General features: G+C 31.7%; 13 protein-coding genes and 3 pseudogenes. 11 read left to right on the plus strand and 5 right to left on the minus strand.

What is annotated here, in order from left to right; translation table 11 throughout:
- Window positions 1–122 precede the first annotated feature (122 nt).
- A pseudogene (locus Q9R40_RS08945) lies at window positions 123–1,074 on the plus strand (divalent metal cation transporter); the annotation flags it as partial.
- 68 nt (window positions 1,075–1,142) lie between these two features.
- Entirely contained in the window at window positions 1,143–1,883 is a 741-nt protein-coding gene (locus tag Q9R40_RS08950) for a class I SAM-dependent methyltransferase (RefSeq protein ID WP_304677364.1), read from the plus strand.
- 133 nt (window positions 1,884–2,016) lie between these two features.
- On the opposite strand, the pseudogene Q9R40_RS08955 reads toward Q9R40_RS08950, so the two are convergent.
- Window positions 2,017–2,157 (minus strand): annotated as a pseudogene (locus Q9R40_RS08955) (matrixin family metalloprotease); the annotation flags it as partial.
- Between the two features lie 106 nt (window positions 2,158–2,263).
- Between Q9R40_RS08955 and bsh the strand changes: the two are divergent.
- A complete protein-coding gene (bsh, locus tag Q9R40_RS08960; RefSeq protein WP_304677365.1) occupies window positions 2,264–3,241 on the plus strand; it encodes a choloylglycine hydrolase in 978 nt (325 codons plus the stop codon).
- Between the two features lie 169 nt (window positions 3,242–3,410).
- On the opposite strand, the gene Q9R40_RS08965 is transcribed toward bsh, so the two are convergent.
- Window positions 3,411–4,490: an ATP-binding protein gene (locus tag Q9R40_RS08965; RefSeq protein ID WP_304677366.1), complete on the minus strand. Its 1,080-nt coding sequence runs from the start codon at window positions 4,488–4,490 to the stop codon at window positions 3,411–3,413.
- Window positions 4,491–4,816: 326 nt separating this feature from the next.
- Window positions 4,817–5,917 carry an ATP-binding protein gene (locus Q9R40_RS08970; protein ID WP_304677367.1) on the minus strand — a complete coding sequence of 367 codons (1,101 nt, stop codon included), beginning with the start codon at window positions 5,915–5,917 and terminating at the stop codon, window positions 4,817–4,819.
- A 233-nt stretch (window positions 5,918–6,150) separates the two neighbouring features.
- On the opposite strand from Q9R40_RS08970, the gene Q9R40_RS08975 reads away from it, so the two are divergent.
- Window positions 6,151–8,655, plus strand: coding sequence for an excinuclease ABC subunit UvrA (locus Q9R40_RS08975; RefSeq protein ID WP_304677372.1), 2,505 nt, complete (start codon window positions 6,151–6,153; stop codon window positions 8,653–8,655).
- Between the two features lie 189 nt (window positions 8,656–8,844).
- A complete protein-coding gene (locus tag Q9R40_RS08980; RefSeq protein ID WP_053107409.1) occupies window positions 8,845–9,297 on the plus strand; it encodes a hypothetical protein in 453 nt (150 codons plus the stop codon).
- Window positions 9,298–9,364: 67 nt separating this feature from the next.
- Here Q9R40_RS08980 and Q9R40_RS08985 read toward each other — a convergent pair whose 3' ends face one another.
- Window positions 9,365–9,697: a putative quinol monooxygenase gene (locus Q9R40_RS08985; RefSeq protein WP_304677368.1), complete on the minus strand. Its 333-nt coding sequence runs from the start codon at window positions 9,695–9,697 to the stop codon at window positions 9,365–9,367.
- Window positions 9,698–9,835: 138 nt separating this feature from the next.
- Complete coding sequence (tpx, locus tag Q9R40_RS08990) at window positions 9,836–10,330, minus strand: thiol peroxidase (RefSeq protein ID WP_053107411.1); 495 nt, start codon at window positions 10,328–10,330, stop codon at window positions 9,836–9,838.
- Between the two features lie 86 nt (window positions 10,331–10,416).
- On the opposite strand from tpx, the pseudogene Q9R40_RS08995 reads away from it, so the two are divergent.
- From Q9R40_RS08995 to Q9R40_RS09020, 6 genes and pseudogenes are all read left to right on the plus strand, one after another.
- Window positions 10,417–10,566: pseudogene (locus Q9R40_RS08995) on the plus strand (replication-associated recombination protein A); the annotation flags it as partial.
- Window positions 10,567–10,620: 54 nt separating this feature from the next.
- The gene (locus tag Q9R40_RS09000; protein ID WP_304677369.1) at window positions 10,621–11,532 is read left to right on the plus strand and encodes an amidohydrolase family protein; all 912 of its coding nucleotides are present in this window, start codon (window positions 10,621–10,623) and stop codon (window positions 11,530–11,532) included.
- A gap of 17 nt (window positions 11,533–11,549) precedes the next feature.
- Entirely contained in the window at window positions 11,550–11,780 is a 231-nt protein-coding gene (locus Q9R40_RS09005) for a hypothetical protein (RefSeq protein ID WP_300594565.1), read from the plus strand.
- 130 nt (window positions 11,781–11,910) lie between these two features.
- Entirely contained in the window at window positions 11,911–12,627 is a 717-nt protein-coding gene (locus tag Q9R40_RS09010; protein WP_304677370.1) for a Bax inhibitor-1/YccA family protein, read from the plus strand.
- Window positions 12,628–12,924: 297 nt separating this feature from the next.
- Complete coding sequence (locus Q9R40_RS09015) at window positions 12,925–14,034, plus strand: ABC transporter permease (protein ID WP_300724150.1); 1,110 nt, start codon at window positions 12,925–12,927, stop codon at window positions 14,032–14,034.
- Window positions 14,035–14,036: 2 nt separating this feature from the next.
- On the plus strand, window positions 14,037–14,873 hold the full coding sequence (locus Q9R40_RS09020; protein ID WP_304677371.1) for a hypothetical protein: 837 nt from the start codon (window positions 14,037–14,039) through the stop codon (window positions 14,871–14,873).
- The last annotated feature ends 41 nt before the right edge of the window (window positions 14,874–14,914 follow it).

Below are 14,914 nucleotides of genomic sequence, written 5' to 3' on the forward strand. Positions count from 1 at the left end.
CTTAATTGAATTGGTCGAAGAAGGATTTTAAGTTAAGAGAGGCTATGGCCTCTTTTTTATGCAATAAAAAATCCTGTCGATAGAATATCATAGATATTTATCAACAGGAAAAAGTATGCAGCCTTTTTACTTATCAAGTCATGTTAGCTAATCCTAACTAGAAAATATTTTTTTGTCTGCTTTTCCAAGTTCAGAATTAGTAGCTCAGCATCCCGTAGTTAATGGATTATCCTCTCTAACAGGGAGTTTAGGAATAATTGGTGCAACTGTTATGCCCCACAATTTTTATTTGCATTCATCTATTTGCCAAACTAGGAAAATTAACTATGATGATCTGGCAGATGTTCAAAATGCAGTTCGGTTTACTACGTGGGATTCAAATATTCAATTAATTATTGCCTTTTTTGTTAATATACTTTTATTAATTATGGGAGCTGCTGTTTTTAAAAGTGGTGCAGTCAAAGATAGTTCTTTCTTTGGTTTGTATGATGCTCTAAGCAATACTACTATGTTAAGCAATCCAATTTTGATTTCAGTAGCGAAGACTGGAATTTTATCAGTCTTATTTGCAGTTACACTTCTTGCATCTGGTCAAAATTCAACAATTACTGAGACTCTAACTGGACAGGTAGTAATGGAAGGATTTATTCACTTAAAGATGCCACTATGGCAAGATGACTATTTACTAGATTATTATTCGTGATTCCAGTTATTATATGGGTACTGATGACGGCAAAAGATTCAATTTCTCAGCAACATTTTGCCCTGAATATGCTTTTGGAAAATTCTCAAGTTTTTCTAGCATTTGCAGTACCATTTTCAATTGTACTGCTTTTGATTATGACAGATGATAAGAGAATGATGGGACAGTTTAAGAATAGAAAGATTTAGTCAATTCCAGGGTGGGGCAGTGCAATTATTTTGATTTTCATGAATTTGTGTAATTTATCCGCTACTTTTGTTTCCTTTAATATAATGCCAAAAAGAAATGCAGTAGTTTTCGCTTATATAATCATTATGTTAATTATTTTATTAATGAGCTGCACAGGTTGGGATATGCGAAAGAAGAAATAGTTTTAATATCTTTAATAATTGGGTTAATATTAAGAGAATAATAATTTAAATAGATCGGATTAATAAAAATGATTTATCAAACTTTTGCCCAATTATATGATCAGTTGTTTGATTCAGATATGTATAAGAGCTGGGAGAAATTCACCTTAGCTAATATTAATAAAAAGAATGGTAAGCTACTCGACCTAGCTGGTGGGAGTGGACGATTAGCTGTTTTACTTGCTAAAGATGGTATAAATGTCACGGTAGCTGATTTTTCAGATGAAATGCTTAGTTTAGCAGATCAACATAGTGCTGAAAATAATGTTTCTTTACAGTTGGTTCAAGCTGATATGCGCAATTTAACTGGCCTTGAAAAATTCGATGTAATTACTTGCTATGCGGACTCTTTCTGTTATCTTGATGACGAAGCCGACTTGTTTCAAGTATTTTCTGAGGTAGCCAATCAGTTAAAAGACGATGGTATATTTCTTTTCGATGTAATTACACCTCATCAAACTGATGACATTTATCCAGGCTATATGTACAATTATCAAGATGATGATCATAGCCGAGCATTTATGTGGCAGAGTTATGCTAATGATGATGTCGAACATGGAGTAATTCATGATTTAACATTCTTTAATCGTTTACCTAATGGCGAATATAATCGTTTATCGGAAACTCACTATGAAAGAGCATATGATTTAGACACCATTAAAGAATTGTTGAAACATGCTGGTTTTAACTCAATTGAAGTTGGATCTGACTTCAGTTTAGAAATGAAAGATAAAAAGGCAACACGCTGGTTCTTTAAGTGTCAAAAATAATAAAAGTATCCAGGGAAAAACATTAAAATAAAGCATTGATAATCATCGTTAAATAAACGTTGATATATCAGTGCTTTTACTTTCTAAAGAGTTATGTTTTAAATCAAATTAAGACTTGTTTACGAAACTCTTTTTATGCTGCATATGCAGATTTGTATAAATCTCTAGCGGCATTAATATCTTGCTCTTGAATAGAATAATAGGATCCTGCCGGATACATTACAGAAGCGCTATTAGTATGTTGTAAGCCAATTGCATGACCTAATTCATGTTCTAATTTTTTCATTTAAAGTTGCATCCAAAACAAGTTAAGGGAATTTATTACATTTTAAGACTACAATAGAAGGTGAAAAGATTTTTGAGAAGAGAAGGGAATTAAGATGTGTACATCAATTTTATATAGTCCAAAAGATAATTATTTTGGTAGAAATTTAGATTATGAAATTGCCTATGGTCAGAAAGTGGTAATTACTCCTAGAAATTATCAACTTAATTATCGTCATTTACCAACACAAGATACTCATTATGCAATGATCGGTGTTTCAGTAGTTGCCAATGACTATCCATTGTATTGTGATGCTATCAATGAAAAAGGATTAGGAATAGCCGGATTAAATTTCACTGGTCCTGGTAAATATTTTGCTGTAGATGAAAGCAAAAAGAATGTTACTTCTTTTGAACTGATCCCATATTTACTAAGCAGTTGTGAAACTATTGAAGATGTAAAGAAATTATTGTCTGAAACTAATATTACTGATGACAGTTTCTCTAAAGATTTACCAGTTACTACTCTTCATTGGTTAATGGGTGATAAAAGTGGTAAGAGTATAGTTATTGAATCAACAGAAACTGGTTTACACGTTTATGACAACCCAGTTAATACTTTAACAAATAATCCTGTCTTTCCAGCTCAAGTTGAAACCTTGGCTAACTTTGCTTCGGTTTCTCCAGCTCAACCTAAAAATACACTTGTACCTAATGCAGATATTAATCTGTATAGTCGTGGATTAGGAACCCATCATTTACCAGGCGGAACAGATTCAAATTCTCGCTTTATTAAGGCATCTTTTGTATTAGCTCATTCACCAAAAGGTAATGATGAAGTTGAAAATGTAACTAATTTCTTCCATATTTTACATTCAGTTGAACAAGCAAAGGGTACCGATGAAGTTGAAGATAATGTATTTGAATTTACCATGTATTCAGACTGTATGAATTTGGATAAGGGAATTTTATATTTTACTACTTACGATAATAACCAAATTAATGCTGTGGATATGAATAATGAAAATTTGGATACTTCTGATTTGATTACCTATGAATTATTTAAGGATCAGGCCATTAAATTTGAAAATTAAAAGTTAGTTTAAAATTAATTTAGTAGTAAATTTTGACAAAGTAAAACGGGTGAAGTTGATTGGCTCCACCCGTTTTAGTTTATTTATTATTTAGGTTAAAACGAATTTTATTTTAAAAAGTAAATAATTACAAAACAATACTGGACATGATTTGATCATTTCATTTTTTTTATCCCCAATTTAATTCATCATATTTTGCTTGGATAAATTCCCTAAATAAAGGTAGGGTGAATCCTAATTTACCGCGAATGATTGTTTTGATTAAATCATATTTAATTAGCTTAGTACGATACATATTTACGTATTGCTTGCTTTTACCCATTTTTTCAATAATTGCACTAATATTATTATTTTTTGACATCTCGTAGAGAAATTGAAAATCAATTTCTGTTAATTCATGTGAGATGACATCATACGCTTGATTGAAAAGCGTATCTTTAAAAGCTAACTTAGTATAATTCCAGGATTCTTCAAAATTTTTACCAGTAGATAGCTCTTCATACATCAAATCGCCAATTAATTGAAAAGCATAAGCATAACCTTGTGTCATCTCAGCCATTTCTTCAGCTTGGTCACTTGTAATGTCAAATACTTTAATATACGCTTGAGCAACTGATAATTTTTGCAATTTATTAACGTGAAACCTATCAGCGCGTACTAAAAAAGTTAAATTATGCGAACTAGAAAGTTCCGTCACTTCCTTCAACAATCCAGTCATGATAACAGAAACTTGCAGTTCACTTAAGCTCCAATTATTAAATTCTTCAGCTAATTTTTGAATTGCTGGTGTATTAGAAACTTCATCAATACAAAATACGACTCGCATGTTAGCTTGTTTCAATAATTTTAAAATTTTAGTGATTTCAGTTTTATAGTAGATTTCATCATGTTTTTCATTTGCTTCAGCAAAATTTATAGAAACGAATGGTAAGCTAATTGAAACAGACGAAGACCACTTTTTTAATTTATTAAGCATTGGAGCTAGCTTAATGTACATTATACGGAATAAATCTTCAGTATTATGAAGAGTTACCACGATTGTATCATCGTATTTATTAAGTTCTTTGCCAACTTTGTTCATAAAAACTGTTTTACCTGAACCACGAACACCAGTAATAAAAAGTGAGTAAGTGGGATGTTTTTTGTAACGGTGTGCTCTTTTAGCATATTTGACAGCATCATTATTAAAATCAAGATATAGTTCAGGAATTCCGCCGAATTCCGCATCAAATGGATTTTCACTGTACATTTTAAAACCTCATTATACTTCATTATACTTTGCGGCATGATTTTATACTTCATTATACTTCATTATACTTTGCGACACAATTTTATACTTCATTATACTTTTTAGGTGATTCTAGAATTGTTTTGCATAAGTGCATTAATGTTGATAGGATTTTATCTTTTGCGACTGAAGTATATAAAGCACTAAAGCAAGCTTAGATATGAATGTAAAATAAAATGAGTAATAGTTTCTATATGAACTGTAGGAAAGCTATTGCTCATTTTATTTATATTTAATTAAATCATGAGGGATAAGAAAGAGAGAAACTAAAAAGTTCTAGATTAATTTTAAAATTCATCTAAAATCATCTCTTGTTCAACGAATTTATCGAAGTAGGGCAATAAAAAACTAACATAGCCGTAACCATTTGGCTTAATAATTTGATCATCAATTAATTTTCGGCGATAGACAGCAATGTAATTCGGTCCTTTTTCCATAAGATTACCAATAATCTGACTTTTAACCTTGTGCTGCTTGGATTTAACCATAGCTTGTACGAATTCTTTTTCACGTTCAGACATATCACTATAAACTTTGAAGTAAACATTTCTATTTAATTCACTGATATAAATGTCTAAGATGTTGTTTATATCAGATGTAGAAATTGTCTTATTGGAGGAGTGAATGATTTCTTCCCACAAATGATAGCCCAATAATTGAAAAGCATAAGCAAATCCTTGAGTTTGTTTAGTCATATATAAAAGAGTTTCAGTAGAAAATGTATAGCCAGCTTTATTAAAAATGTGTTGATAACTATTTTTTATACTTTCAATGTCTAAAGGATTCAAAACAATTCTATTGGCACGCAATAAAAAGGTAAGAACATCATCATTTTGGATTTCTGAAACATTTTCTGGTAAACCTGCCATAAGTAAAGAAACATTAAGATTGTTTCGAATCATAATTTGATAACAACTAGCAAACTTTTTTAATAATGGGGTTAAATGTACTTCGTCAATGTTAATTAAAACATGAACCCCTTTTTTCGTTAGTTTCTCTAAGGCATCTTGGAATAACAATTGAAAATTAGATTCAGTCTGTTGATGGAAACTAGCACTCATATCAAGTCCAAAGAAGTTCATCTTTAGGTCGATGTTTTTTATAATCTTCAAGTTAAGAAGATGTCGTTGTAATTGATTTATTAGGGAGATTAAGAGATCATCATCTAGAACTAAATTGATTACTAACCAATTTTTATCTTTACTTATTAAGTTAGAAACTTCTGTCATCAATGTTGTTTTTCCCGAACCACGTTGTCCGTAAAGAAGGGAGGTTTGAAAAGGCGAGCCCACTCTATTTAATTCATTAACTATACGTTGAGTTAATGAGTCACGATTTAAGAAAACACTGGGCATTTTTCCAAAACTAGGATTAAAAGGATTTTCCATTTAGTTACACCTCTTTTTATAACTTTTTATAACTTTCACTTAATTTTATAACTTTTTATAACTTTTTTCCAGTTCGGAAGAAGTTGTTAGAGAGAACGAATAATTCTATATTGTAAAAGAAAAAAATACACATAAAATATACATGAAAACAAAAGTTTCTTATAATATATAGGTACAGATTATCTAAATTATAGAAATGATGAAGAAGGAAATAAGATGGCAGTCCCAAAAAGATTGAAGTTCGTGGTGGGCGTGTTCATAACTTAAAGAATATTAATGTAGATATCCCACTTCATAAGTTTGTAGCTATTTCAGGACTTTCGGGGTCAGGAAAGTCATCCCTGGCAATGGGAATTTTATATGAAGAAGGGTCGCGGCGGTACTTGGACGCTCTATCTACCTATATGCGTCGACGGATTAAGCAAGGTGCGCAAGCGGATGTAACTAGTGTAAAACATATTCCATCTGCTTTAGCCCTGCGCCAGAGACCAAGTATTCCTAATGAACGAGCGACTGTTGGAACAACTACTGAAACATATAATGTTTTACGACTAATTTTTTCAAGATTAGGTTCACCCATCTGTCCTAATGGACACCGAGTTGCCCCAAGTTTAGATATTGCAGAAGCAATGTCAAAGTCTGGAGATGAAATGGGGCAGGTCACTTGTCCAACTTGTGGTGTGAAGTTTTACGTTCCAAGTGCGGAAGATTTTTCTTTTAATTCTGATGGAGCTTGTGAGCGTTGCGGTGGAACTGGCAAAGTACGCCAATTAGACGAAAGTAAGTTAATTGCCAATCCCAATCTTTCGATTAGAGACGGTGCTGTAGCTTCTTGGAATTTACCAGGAAGGAACTTTATGCCAAATGTGGCTGAACATGCGGGCGTTAGAATTGACATTCCTTATAAGGATTTAACTGAGAAAGAGAAAGACTTTGTTTTAAATGGTCCTGAAAAGAAGTACAAGATGGATTTATTGTCAGGAACCGGTCGAGTTTTTCATAATTTTAATGCCTTATATGAAAATGCGCATCAAGCTGTTTTAAAATCAGCTGAAAGTAGTAAAAGTGAACGAGCACAGAAACGTCTTGCAGAATTTTTTACTTATTCAACTTGTCCGGTTTGTCATGGAACGCGTCTTCGTCCAGAATTACTTAATCAGTTAGTTAATGGAAAAAATATCGATCAAGTTCAACATATGCAATTAGGCGATTTGCCTAAATGGAGTAAAGAAGTTCTTGCTAGTCTACCAGAAAATATGCATTCCATGGCTAAAGCCTTACTCAATGAATTTATTAATAATTTGCAGCCATTACTGGATTTAGGATTAGATTATTTAACAATGACACGAGCTGGCAATACCTTGTCTACCGGTGAATTACAAAGAATCCAACTTGCTAGAACTTTACGTACAGAAACTACCGGAGTTTTATACGTTTTAGATGAACCTTCAATTGGATTGCATCCCGCTAATGTTGATGGATTAATTAAAGTATTGCGAAAATTAGTTGCACAAGGTAATTCTCTTGTGGTCGTTGATCATAACGTTGATATTATAAAAGCAGCTGATGAAATTATTGAAATTGGTCCTGGTTCTGGTGAAGCTGGAGGAGAAATTTTGGATCAAGGCACTCCTTTAGAAATTGAAAAAGATCCTCAATCTTTAATTGCACCTTATTTAGATGGCAAAGCTGATTTAATGGCTCGTAAAGTTAGCGATAAAGTTAATTCTGAGCAAGTTACTTTCGAAGTAGATCACTATTTTAATTTACATGATATTAAAGCAGGCATTCCTGTAAATCAAATTACTGCTGTAACTGGCTTTTCAGGAGCAGGTAAGACTAGTTTGATTTTAGATTCTATTGTTCCAGCAATTAAGGCCCAAGATAAGGGAGAGCCTTTACCAAAGCAAGTTAAAGAATTTAATTCTCCGATACATCATGTTGTAAGTGTTGATGCTTCTCCAATTGGAAAGAGTACACGTTCAACAGTCGCAACTTATACTTCAATTATGGATAATTTGCGTAAGCTCTTTGCTCAGCAACTTTTGTCTAAAGAAAAGCACTATACTCCCAGTTACTTTTCTTATAATAATAAAGAAGGAGCTTGTCCAATTTGTGGTGGTACGGGAAGCGTTACTTTAGATATTCAGTTTTTGCCTGATATGCAGCAAACCTGTCCTACTTGCCATGGAGATCGATATAATCAAAAAATTCAAGCAGTTAAATGGCATGGTCTTTCGATTGTGGATGTTCTTAACCTGGATATAAACGAAGCTATTCCAATTTTTAAAGAGATTCCAAAAATTGAACGTGATCTACTTTTATTGAAAGAAGTAGGTCTTGATTATTTGCACTTAGGAGAAAGTACACCAACTTTGTCGGGTGGGGAAGCGCAGAGATTAAAATTAGTAACACACTTAAGTCAGAGACAAGACGATACCTTATTTGTTTTTGATGAACCTACTATTGGTCTGCACCCCTTAGATGTAAAAGTATTAGTTCATGTAATGCAAAAACTTCTTGATCAGGGCGCAACAATTATTACTATTACGCATGACCTTAACTTAATCGTTAATACTGACTACATGCTTGATTTAGGACCACGTGGTGGTGAAAATGGAGGAAAGTTAGTGGCTAAAGGTAGACCATTAGAATTAATTAAAGATCCGCAAAGCTTGACGGTAAAGTATTTAGCAGATTATGTCGATCAATTTAAATTAAATAAAATAGATAGTTAATAAAAATGGAAGTAGCTAACTTAAAATAAGCTACTTCCATTTTTATATTCCTGTAAAATTAATTGAAGAAAGGAGCTAAAAAGTATTATATTGGGGCCTATATATTTTTCATCCTTTAGTTAAAATTGCTGAATAATTTTGTATAATAAAGTGGCAATTCAGTAAAGTTTGAGAGGATGGAAGCATAGTATGGAAAAGTTAAAAGCAATTCAATTTAATTTTGAAAATTGTGAATCTGAGCAAATTCCAATTGAGTATATTCCTTATTTTAATTTTAAAAATGTATATACTAACTTAAGCCATCGCTGGAACCATGAAGAAGAAGATAGTGATGTCCTTAAAACAGGCCTTGAATGTGATGGGTTTACTATGATTGCTGACTGGGATAGGGTAAATACCATTGAAACTTGGGAAGAATATAATTTAGCTGACCGGATTTCTAAGTTTCATGATTTAGTTGATGTAGATTTGATTTTTAAATCTGGAAAAACTAAAAATATTTATATGCCATGGGAAGATGCGAACTATGGTGAATCTAACGCTTTAATGATTGTCCTAAAGTCTGACTCTAGTTCCTATGTTACTAATAGTAAGTTCAACAATAGTACATTTTTAGAAGTTTATATAGAGAAAAAGGCGTAAGCCAATATCTTTTTAGATGTTAGACATACGCCTTTTTGTTAGTCTTTTGAATTTGGTTAAAAATCTATTATTTTCGAATAAATTTTTGATCACTGCTTGGAATACCATTCTCGTCAGAAATATAACGTTCTACACGCATATGAAGATCATACTTTTTACGTAGGTCGGCTAATTCTTGCATCATTGGTGAAGCATGGTGGGCATCAAGAGATTCTTGGTTTTTCCAGCTATCAATTAGAAGAATAGTTTCAGGATCATCTAATGGAATGAAATATTCATATTTTTTATTTCCTGGTTCTTTCCTAATACGGTCGGCTACACCGCTGCTTTTCATTTCTTCAGCGAATTTACGCGCGCTTCCATTTTTACCAGTATAGTAAAGGTTGACTGTTAACGACATATCTAATCCTCCTTAATCATCCATCGTAGTTCCTTAGCGCTTTTATATTAAAATTTAATCAAGAAAAAAGAAGTGTTTATCGTTAAGATTTGAAAAAATCTGGTAAGCACTTCTTTTATAAACTAATTTTGATAAACATTAATGCAATTGTTTTAATTCGTTTAATACTGCATCATAGTTTGGCTCATGTGTAATTTCATCAACTAATTCACGGTATAGAATTTTCCCATTGGGATCAAGGACCCAAACAGAACGAGCAAGAATACCGGATTCAGGAATTAATAATCCAGTTGCCTTACCAAATGACAAATTTTTATCAGACATCAATTGCATATTTTTAACATCTTCGGCAGCACACCAAGCTTGCTGGTCTTCAACCGTATTAGTTGAAATAGTCAGAAAGTTAATTTCTGGAAATTTATCCATTGTTTTATTAAAAGTTTTGGTTTGAATGCTGCAAACAGGAGTATTAATATCTGGTACTACACTAATTAAACTATATTTACCTAACAAATCAAACTTAGTGAATTCTTGATTGTTTTTATTTAGTACTGTAAAGTTTGGCATTTCTTCACCAACTGTTGGTGGAGTACCTATTAATTTAACTTCTTTACCTTTGAAAGTAATTTTCATATGTTATATCCTCTCTTTCTTTTTATTATCTTAAATATAGCAAATTATCAGAGTTATCTTAAATATTTAGCCTATGTAGTAAAACACCATTTCAAATTGCAAAACAAAATTACATGCCGAAAGGTCTTAAAGGTAAAAGATATTACTTTACAAAAGATAATGTTAATGAAAAAAAGCTAGAACAACAATATTTGGAACTTCATAAATATATTTATGGTAAGGAATATGGAGAATAGGTTATTTCAATAATTATGCTAAAATGAAGGTGAAAGAGAAAAGAAGGTAATATAATGAAAATAGACGCATTTGCACATATTTTAACGCCTGATTTTTATCAGACCATGTTAAAAATTGATGCTACAATTCCACAAAAATATCCTTTTATAAAGATAGAAACTCTAGTTGATTTAAATCAAAGAATAACTAATTGGCCGGATAAAAATACTAAGCAAGTAATTTCATTTGCTAATATTAATCCAGAAGACTTTGTAGATGGCGAAAAGGCTAGTCAAATTGCACAAGAGGCAAATCAGGAACTGTCTACTATTGTAGCTTCTTATCCTGATTACTTTGAAGCGGGAGTAGGGATGCTAGCGCTAAATAACGTTCCTGCTTCGCTCAAAATCTTAGAAAAGATTAAGGCCGATAAAAACTTAGTTGGTGCACAGATTTTTACCCGGCATTTAGGTAAAAGTATTGCTGATCCTGAATTTGAACCAATTCTATTGAAAGCTGCTGAACTGCATCTTCCTTTATGGTTACATCCTGTTTTTGATAATAGAAAGCCAGATAATAATCTCGTATTTTCTTGGGAATATGAATTATCGCAGGCGATGCTACAATTAGTACAAAATGATATCTTTAAAAAAGCACCTAACTTGAAAATTTTAGTTCACCATGCAGGAGCGATGGTTCCATTCTTTAGTGGTAGAATTAATCACATTTTAGATCCAGAACATGCTGAGATGTTTAAGAATTTTTATGTTGACACAGCTATTTTGGGTAATACGCCAGCTTTGCAATTAACGATAGACTACTTTGGTATTAATCATGTCTTATTTGGAACTGATGCTCCGTTTGCAGTAATGCCATCCGGAGCTAATAAGATTGTATCTAATGCAATTGAAAATCTAGATATTTCAGATTTATATGATAAGAAAATTTTTGAAACTAATTATTATCATATGCTTGAGAGACAATAAGGGAAAGAGTGAGTATCATGACCACAAATGAAAAAATTATCGCACTAGTTAAGCCAGAATATTTAAATAAAATACCTAAAATGTTTCGTAAACACGCAACTGAAGGTACTTGTAAATTAATTGCTAAGGAGCATCCTAATTTATATAAAGCTTTTGAAGAAGAAGCTAGTGCAGAAGAAAAAGAAAAAATGACAAAAATAGTAAATGATATTTTCGAAGAACGAATGAAAAAACATAAAATGTTATAAAAAAGTGATCTTCAGCAGTCTTGCTGTCGATTGCTTTTTTTGTGCATAAAATAATAGCTCATATTTCTATTCATGTTTACTAAGTGATACATTAAAAGTGGAAGAATATAGGTAGAATGGAGGATTTGATATGTATAATTTCGACCAAGAACCCGAGCGTCGTCACTTAGTTGATGAAGCTGGTTTAAACAGCTTTTTGAGTAAGATTTATGGCTATATGGCACTTGCCGTCTTTGTTTCGGCTCTTAGTGCCTATCTAACAATGACGGTCTTTGCTAGTCAGATGATGTCATTAATGGTTCATCATCCATGGACGATGTGGCTTTTATTATTAATTCCGATTGTTCTAACATTTGCAATTAATTTTCAAGCTACGAGAAATCCAGTAGCAAGTTTTATTTTATTGATGATTACAGCGATTGTTTATGGAGTAACTTTTGCTTTTATTGCAGGCACATATACCGGGCAAGATATTGCTTCTGCTTTTGTTGCATCTGCAACGGTCTTTGTTGTAATGGCCATTATAGGTACGGTTACTAAAAAAGATTTGAGTAGGTGGGGCTCATATGCTTCGGCCGCATTAATTGGATTAATTGTCGCTATGTTAATCAACATGTTTTTAAAGAGTTCAGCAGCTAATTACATCTTCTCATTTATTGCAGTTATTATCTTTACTATTTTGACTGCTTGGGATGCACAAAGAATGAAGAACATCTATTTACAATTTGGTGGTGAACTTCCTACTAATGGATTAGCGATTGTGGGAGCACTTCAGTTATATCTAGACTTTGTTAACTTGTTTTTGCAGTTTTTAACTATTTTTGGTTCAAATGATAATAATAATTAAAAATCTTTGTTTATAGTATTTACGATATTAGCGATATATTAATTCATCTATATTTTAATAGACTAGAATTATCCTTTGAGTAGGATAACTGAAAGCTTATTGAGAGATTTATCAGTAAATAAAAGCCCATGTTTTACACGGGCTTTTTTGTTGATCGATAATTGTCTGATTGGTCTGATTGAGCTAAAAATAATATGAAAAGATAAAAAAGAATATGAAATATTAATTTTATTTATTAATACTTTTGTTATTTCGTGCTAATATTATACTAAAACAAATTTTAAGGAAGTTGTACCAATGAATCTAACATATCTTAAATCCAACTTGTTAATTGTCTTAAAATCAAAGAAAAACCAACTTCTTATTGTTATTCTTATCCTATTTTCAACCTTTTCTTTATTTATAGTCGAAAATCAAAAAATAGGAGATGGAACAAAAAGCTGGGAAACTTATAGCGAATCCTTGCAGGCGAATGCTAATTATTTTGACAGTGAAATGCTAAAAAAATCTACTTATAAGAATACCTATGACAATTTAAATAAACAAGCTCAGGAATTAGCTAGTTTACAAAATAGTCAAGTATTTACCGATCCTGTGCAATATTTAAACAGCTATCGCAATTTGCTAACTACTATGCAAGCAGGCTATACGAACCACTATGCTGGAGCTAATACATTAAATGTGCCATCGCAATTTTTTATTAGCAAGGAATTGAATCGGATTAATTATTTAATTAAGCATAAGATTCCGATTGTAATGAATAATGAAAGTTCAGCAACATATTTAATTTATGTTTTATCATTTTTAGGTACTATTATCTTCTTTTATATTTCTTTCATCTCGGCTGATAGCTGGATTATTAACTTGAAGCATCAATCAGTCTTAAAAAATATTCCTTATTTCTTTAAAGACGAGATAATTGGAAAGATTGGTATTAACTTTATCTTAGTTTTCTCATCAGTATTACTCTCTATAATTGGAGCTTATGTATTTGCTGGTATAAAACATAATTTTGTTACTTTAAACTATCCAGTTAATTTTTATTTTACTCATGCACTTACTATTCCCTTGTGGAGTTATTGCCTTGTCTTTTTAGCATATCTTTCTGGATTAGTTATTTTTGTTACAAGTTTAAGTATGTTTTTAAATCAGATAACTAAGAACATTTATTTAACTATCTTCATCGAAGGCAGTATTTACGCTTTATTATTTTTACCAAAAGATATTTTGAAGTGGCTTGTATTTTTACCATCGCCATATTTAGATTTAACCAATCTATTTAATGGAGACCTTGCAAGTAATTTGCATTTAACCAATGTTAATTTTCTGACTGGCTACTTAGTACTTCTAATCTGGTCATTGATTTTGATTTATGGATTTAAGTATCTAGGGGAGAGGAAGGGATGAAAATGAAGAAACAATATTTTATTTTTCAACTAAAATGCTTTTTCACTAATCCTAAAAATATTGGTTTATTTGTTTTAACTTTTATTCTTTCTTTATATTTTGGCTTAGTTAGCGTACCTAATCGGCAAATAATTGAAAAAGTTGATCCTTATGCAATTAAGGGAGAATACCAACGATATAATTTATTCTTGAAAAAAGCAGTAACAAAAATAAATGAAATGCAGAAATCAAAAAATGCACATGAGGTGCCGAATGAAGGATATGTTAATGCTCTAAAAACTTATCCTGCTATTCTAAAATTTGATAAACATCGTCTTCATGGAATTAAGACAAACAATTGGAGAGAATATGCTATTTACTCAAGCAGGTGGTATAAAGATGTTGATCATTTGATTTTTGTAGATGAGAATGAACAATTTCTATATCCCGTTCAGTATTACCAAAATAATAATTATAGGGAGGATGGGCACTTTGGTTATCAAAGAACAGCCCATTTATATGACGCTCTAGTTAAAAGCAAACAGCCACTTACTAGGAATACTATCGAGGAAAGAACTACTTTACAAATATTGCAAAATTCTATATCAGGTTGGACAGCTCTAATATTAATTATTATTGTGATCTTTTTTGCAGCGGATATTGTACCTAACGATCGTAAGAACAAATCGGTCTTAAAAAATATTCCCTTAAGTAAAAATTCTATCCTTTGGATTAAAACGCTAGTAGTTGAAATAGGCGTCGGGATAAATTTTTTACTAGCTTTAGTGGTAATTACTTTATGTACAGCTCCAAAATACGGCTTTGGTTCATTTGATTTGAGAACGACTTTTTCTACGTAAAGTCAAGCACAATAGGATGTTTGACTTTATTTTTTAGTTGT

The organism is uncultured Lactobacillus sp., assembly GCF_948948975.1.
GTDB lineage: Bacteria > Bacillota > Bacilli > Lactobacillales > Lactobacillaceae > Lactobacillus.

Excerpts from the sequence above, each read along its gene's own strand:
- bsh (WP_304677365.1), top strand. The coding sequence starts at position 2,264 with ATGTGTACATCAATTTTATATAGTCCAAAAGATAATTATTTTGGTAGA.
- Q9R40_RS09005 (WP_300594565.1), top strand. The coding sequence starts at position 11,550 with ATGACCACAAATGAAAAAATTATCGCACTAGTTAAGCCAGAATATTTA.
- Q9R40_RS08950 (WP_304677364.1), top strand. The coding sequence starts at position 1,143 with ATGATTTATCAAACTTTTGCCCAATTATATGATCAGTTGTTTGATTCA.
- Q9R40_RS08965 (WP_304677366.1), bottom strand. The coding sequence starts at position 4,490 with ATGTACAGTGAAAATCCATTTGATGCGGAATTCGGCGGAATTCCTGAA.
- Q9R40_RS09020 (WP_304677371.1), top strand. The coding sequence starts at position 14,037 with ATGAAGAAACAATATTTTATTTTTCAACTAAAATGCTTTTTCACTAAT.
- Q9R40_RS09010 (WP_304677370.1), top strand. The coding sequence starts at position 11,911 with ATGTATAATTTCGACCAAGAACCCGAGCGTCGTCACTTAGTTGATGAA.
- Q9R40_RS09000 (WP_304677369.1), top strand. The coding sequence starts at position 10,621 with ATGAAAATAGACGCATTTGCACATATTTTAACGCCTGATTTTTATCAG.
- Q9R40_RS08985 (WP_304677368.1), bottom strand. The coding sequence starts at position 9,697 with ATGTCGTTAACAGTCAACCTTTACTATACTGGTAAAAATGGAAGCGCG.
- Q9R40_RS08970 (WP_304677367.1), bottom strand. The coding sequence starts at position 5,917 with ATGGAAAATCCTTTTAATCCTAGTTTTGGAAAAATGCCCAGTGTTTTC.
- Q9R40_RS08980 (WP_053107409.1), top strand. The coding sequence starts at position 8,845 with ATGGAAAAGTTAAAAGCAATTCAATTTAATTTTGAAAATTGTGAATCT.
- Q9R40_RS09015 (WP_300724150.1), top strand. The coding sequence starts at position 12,925 with ATGAATCTAACATATCTTAAATCCAACTTGTTAATTGTCTTAAAATCA.
- tpx (WP_053107411.1), bottom strand. The coding sequence starts at position 10,330 with ATGAAAATTACTTTCAAAGGTAAAGAAGTTAAATTAATAGGTACTCCA.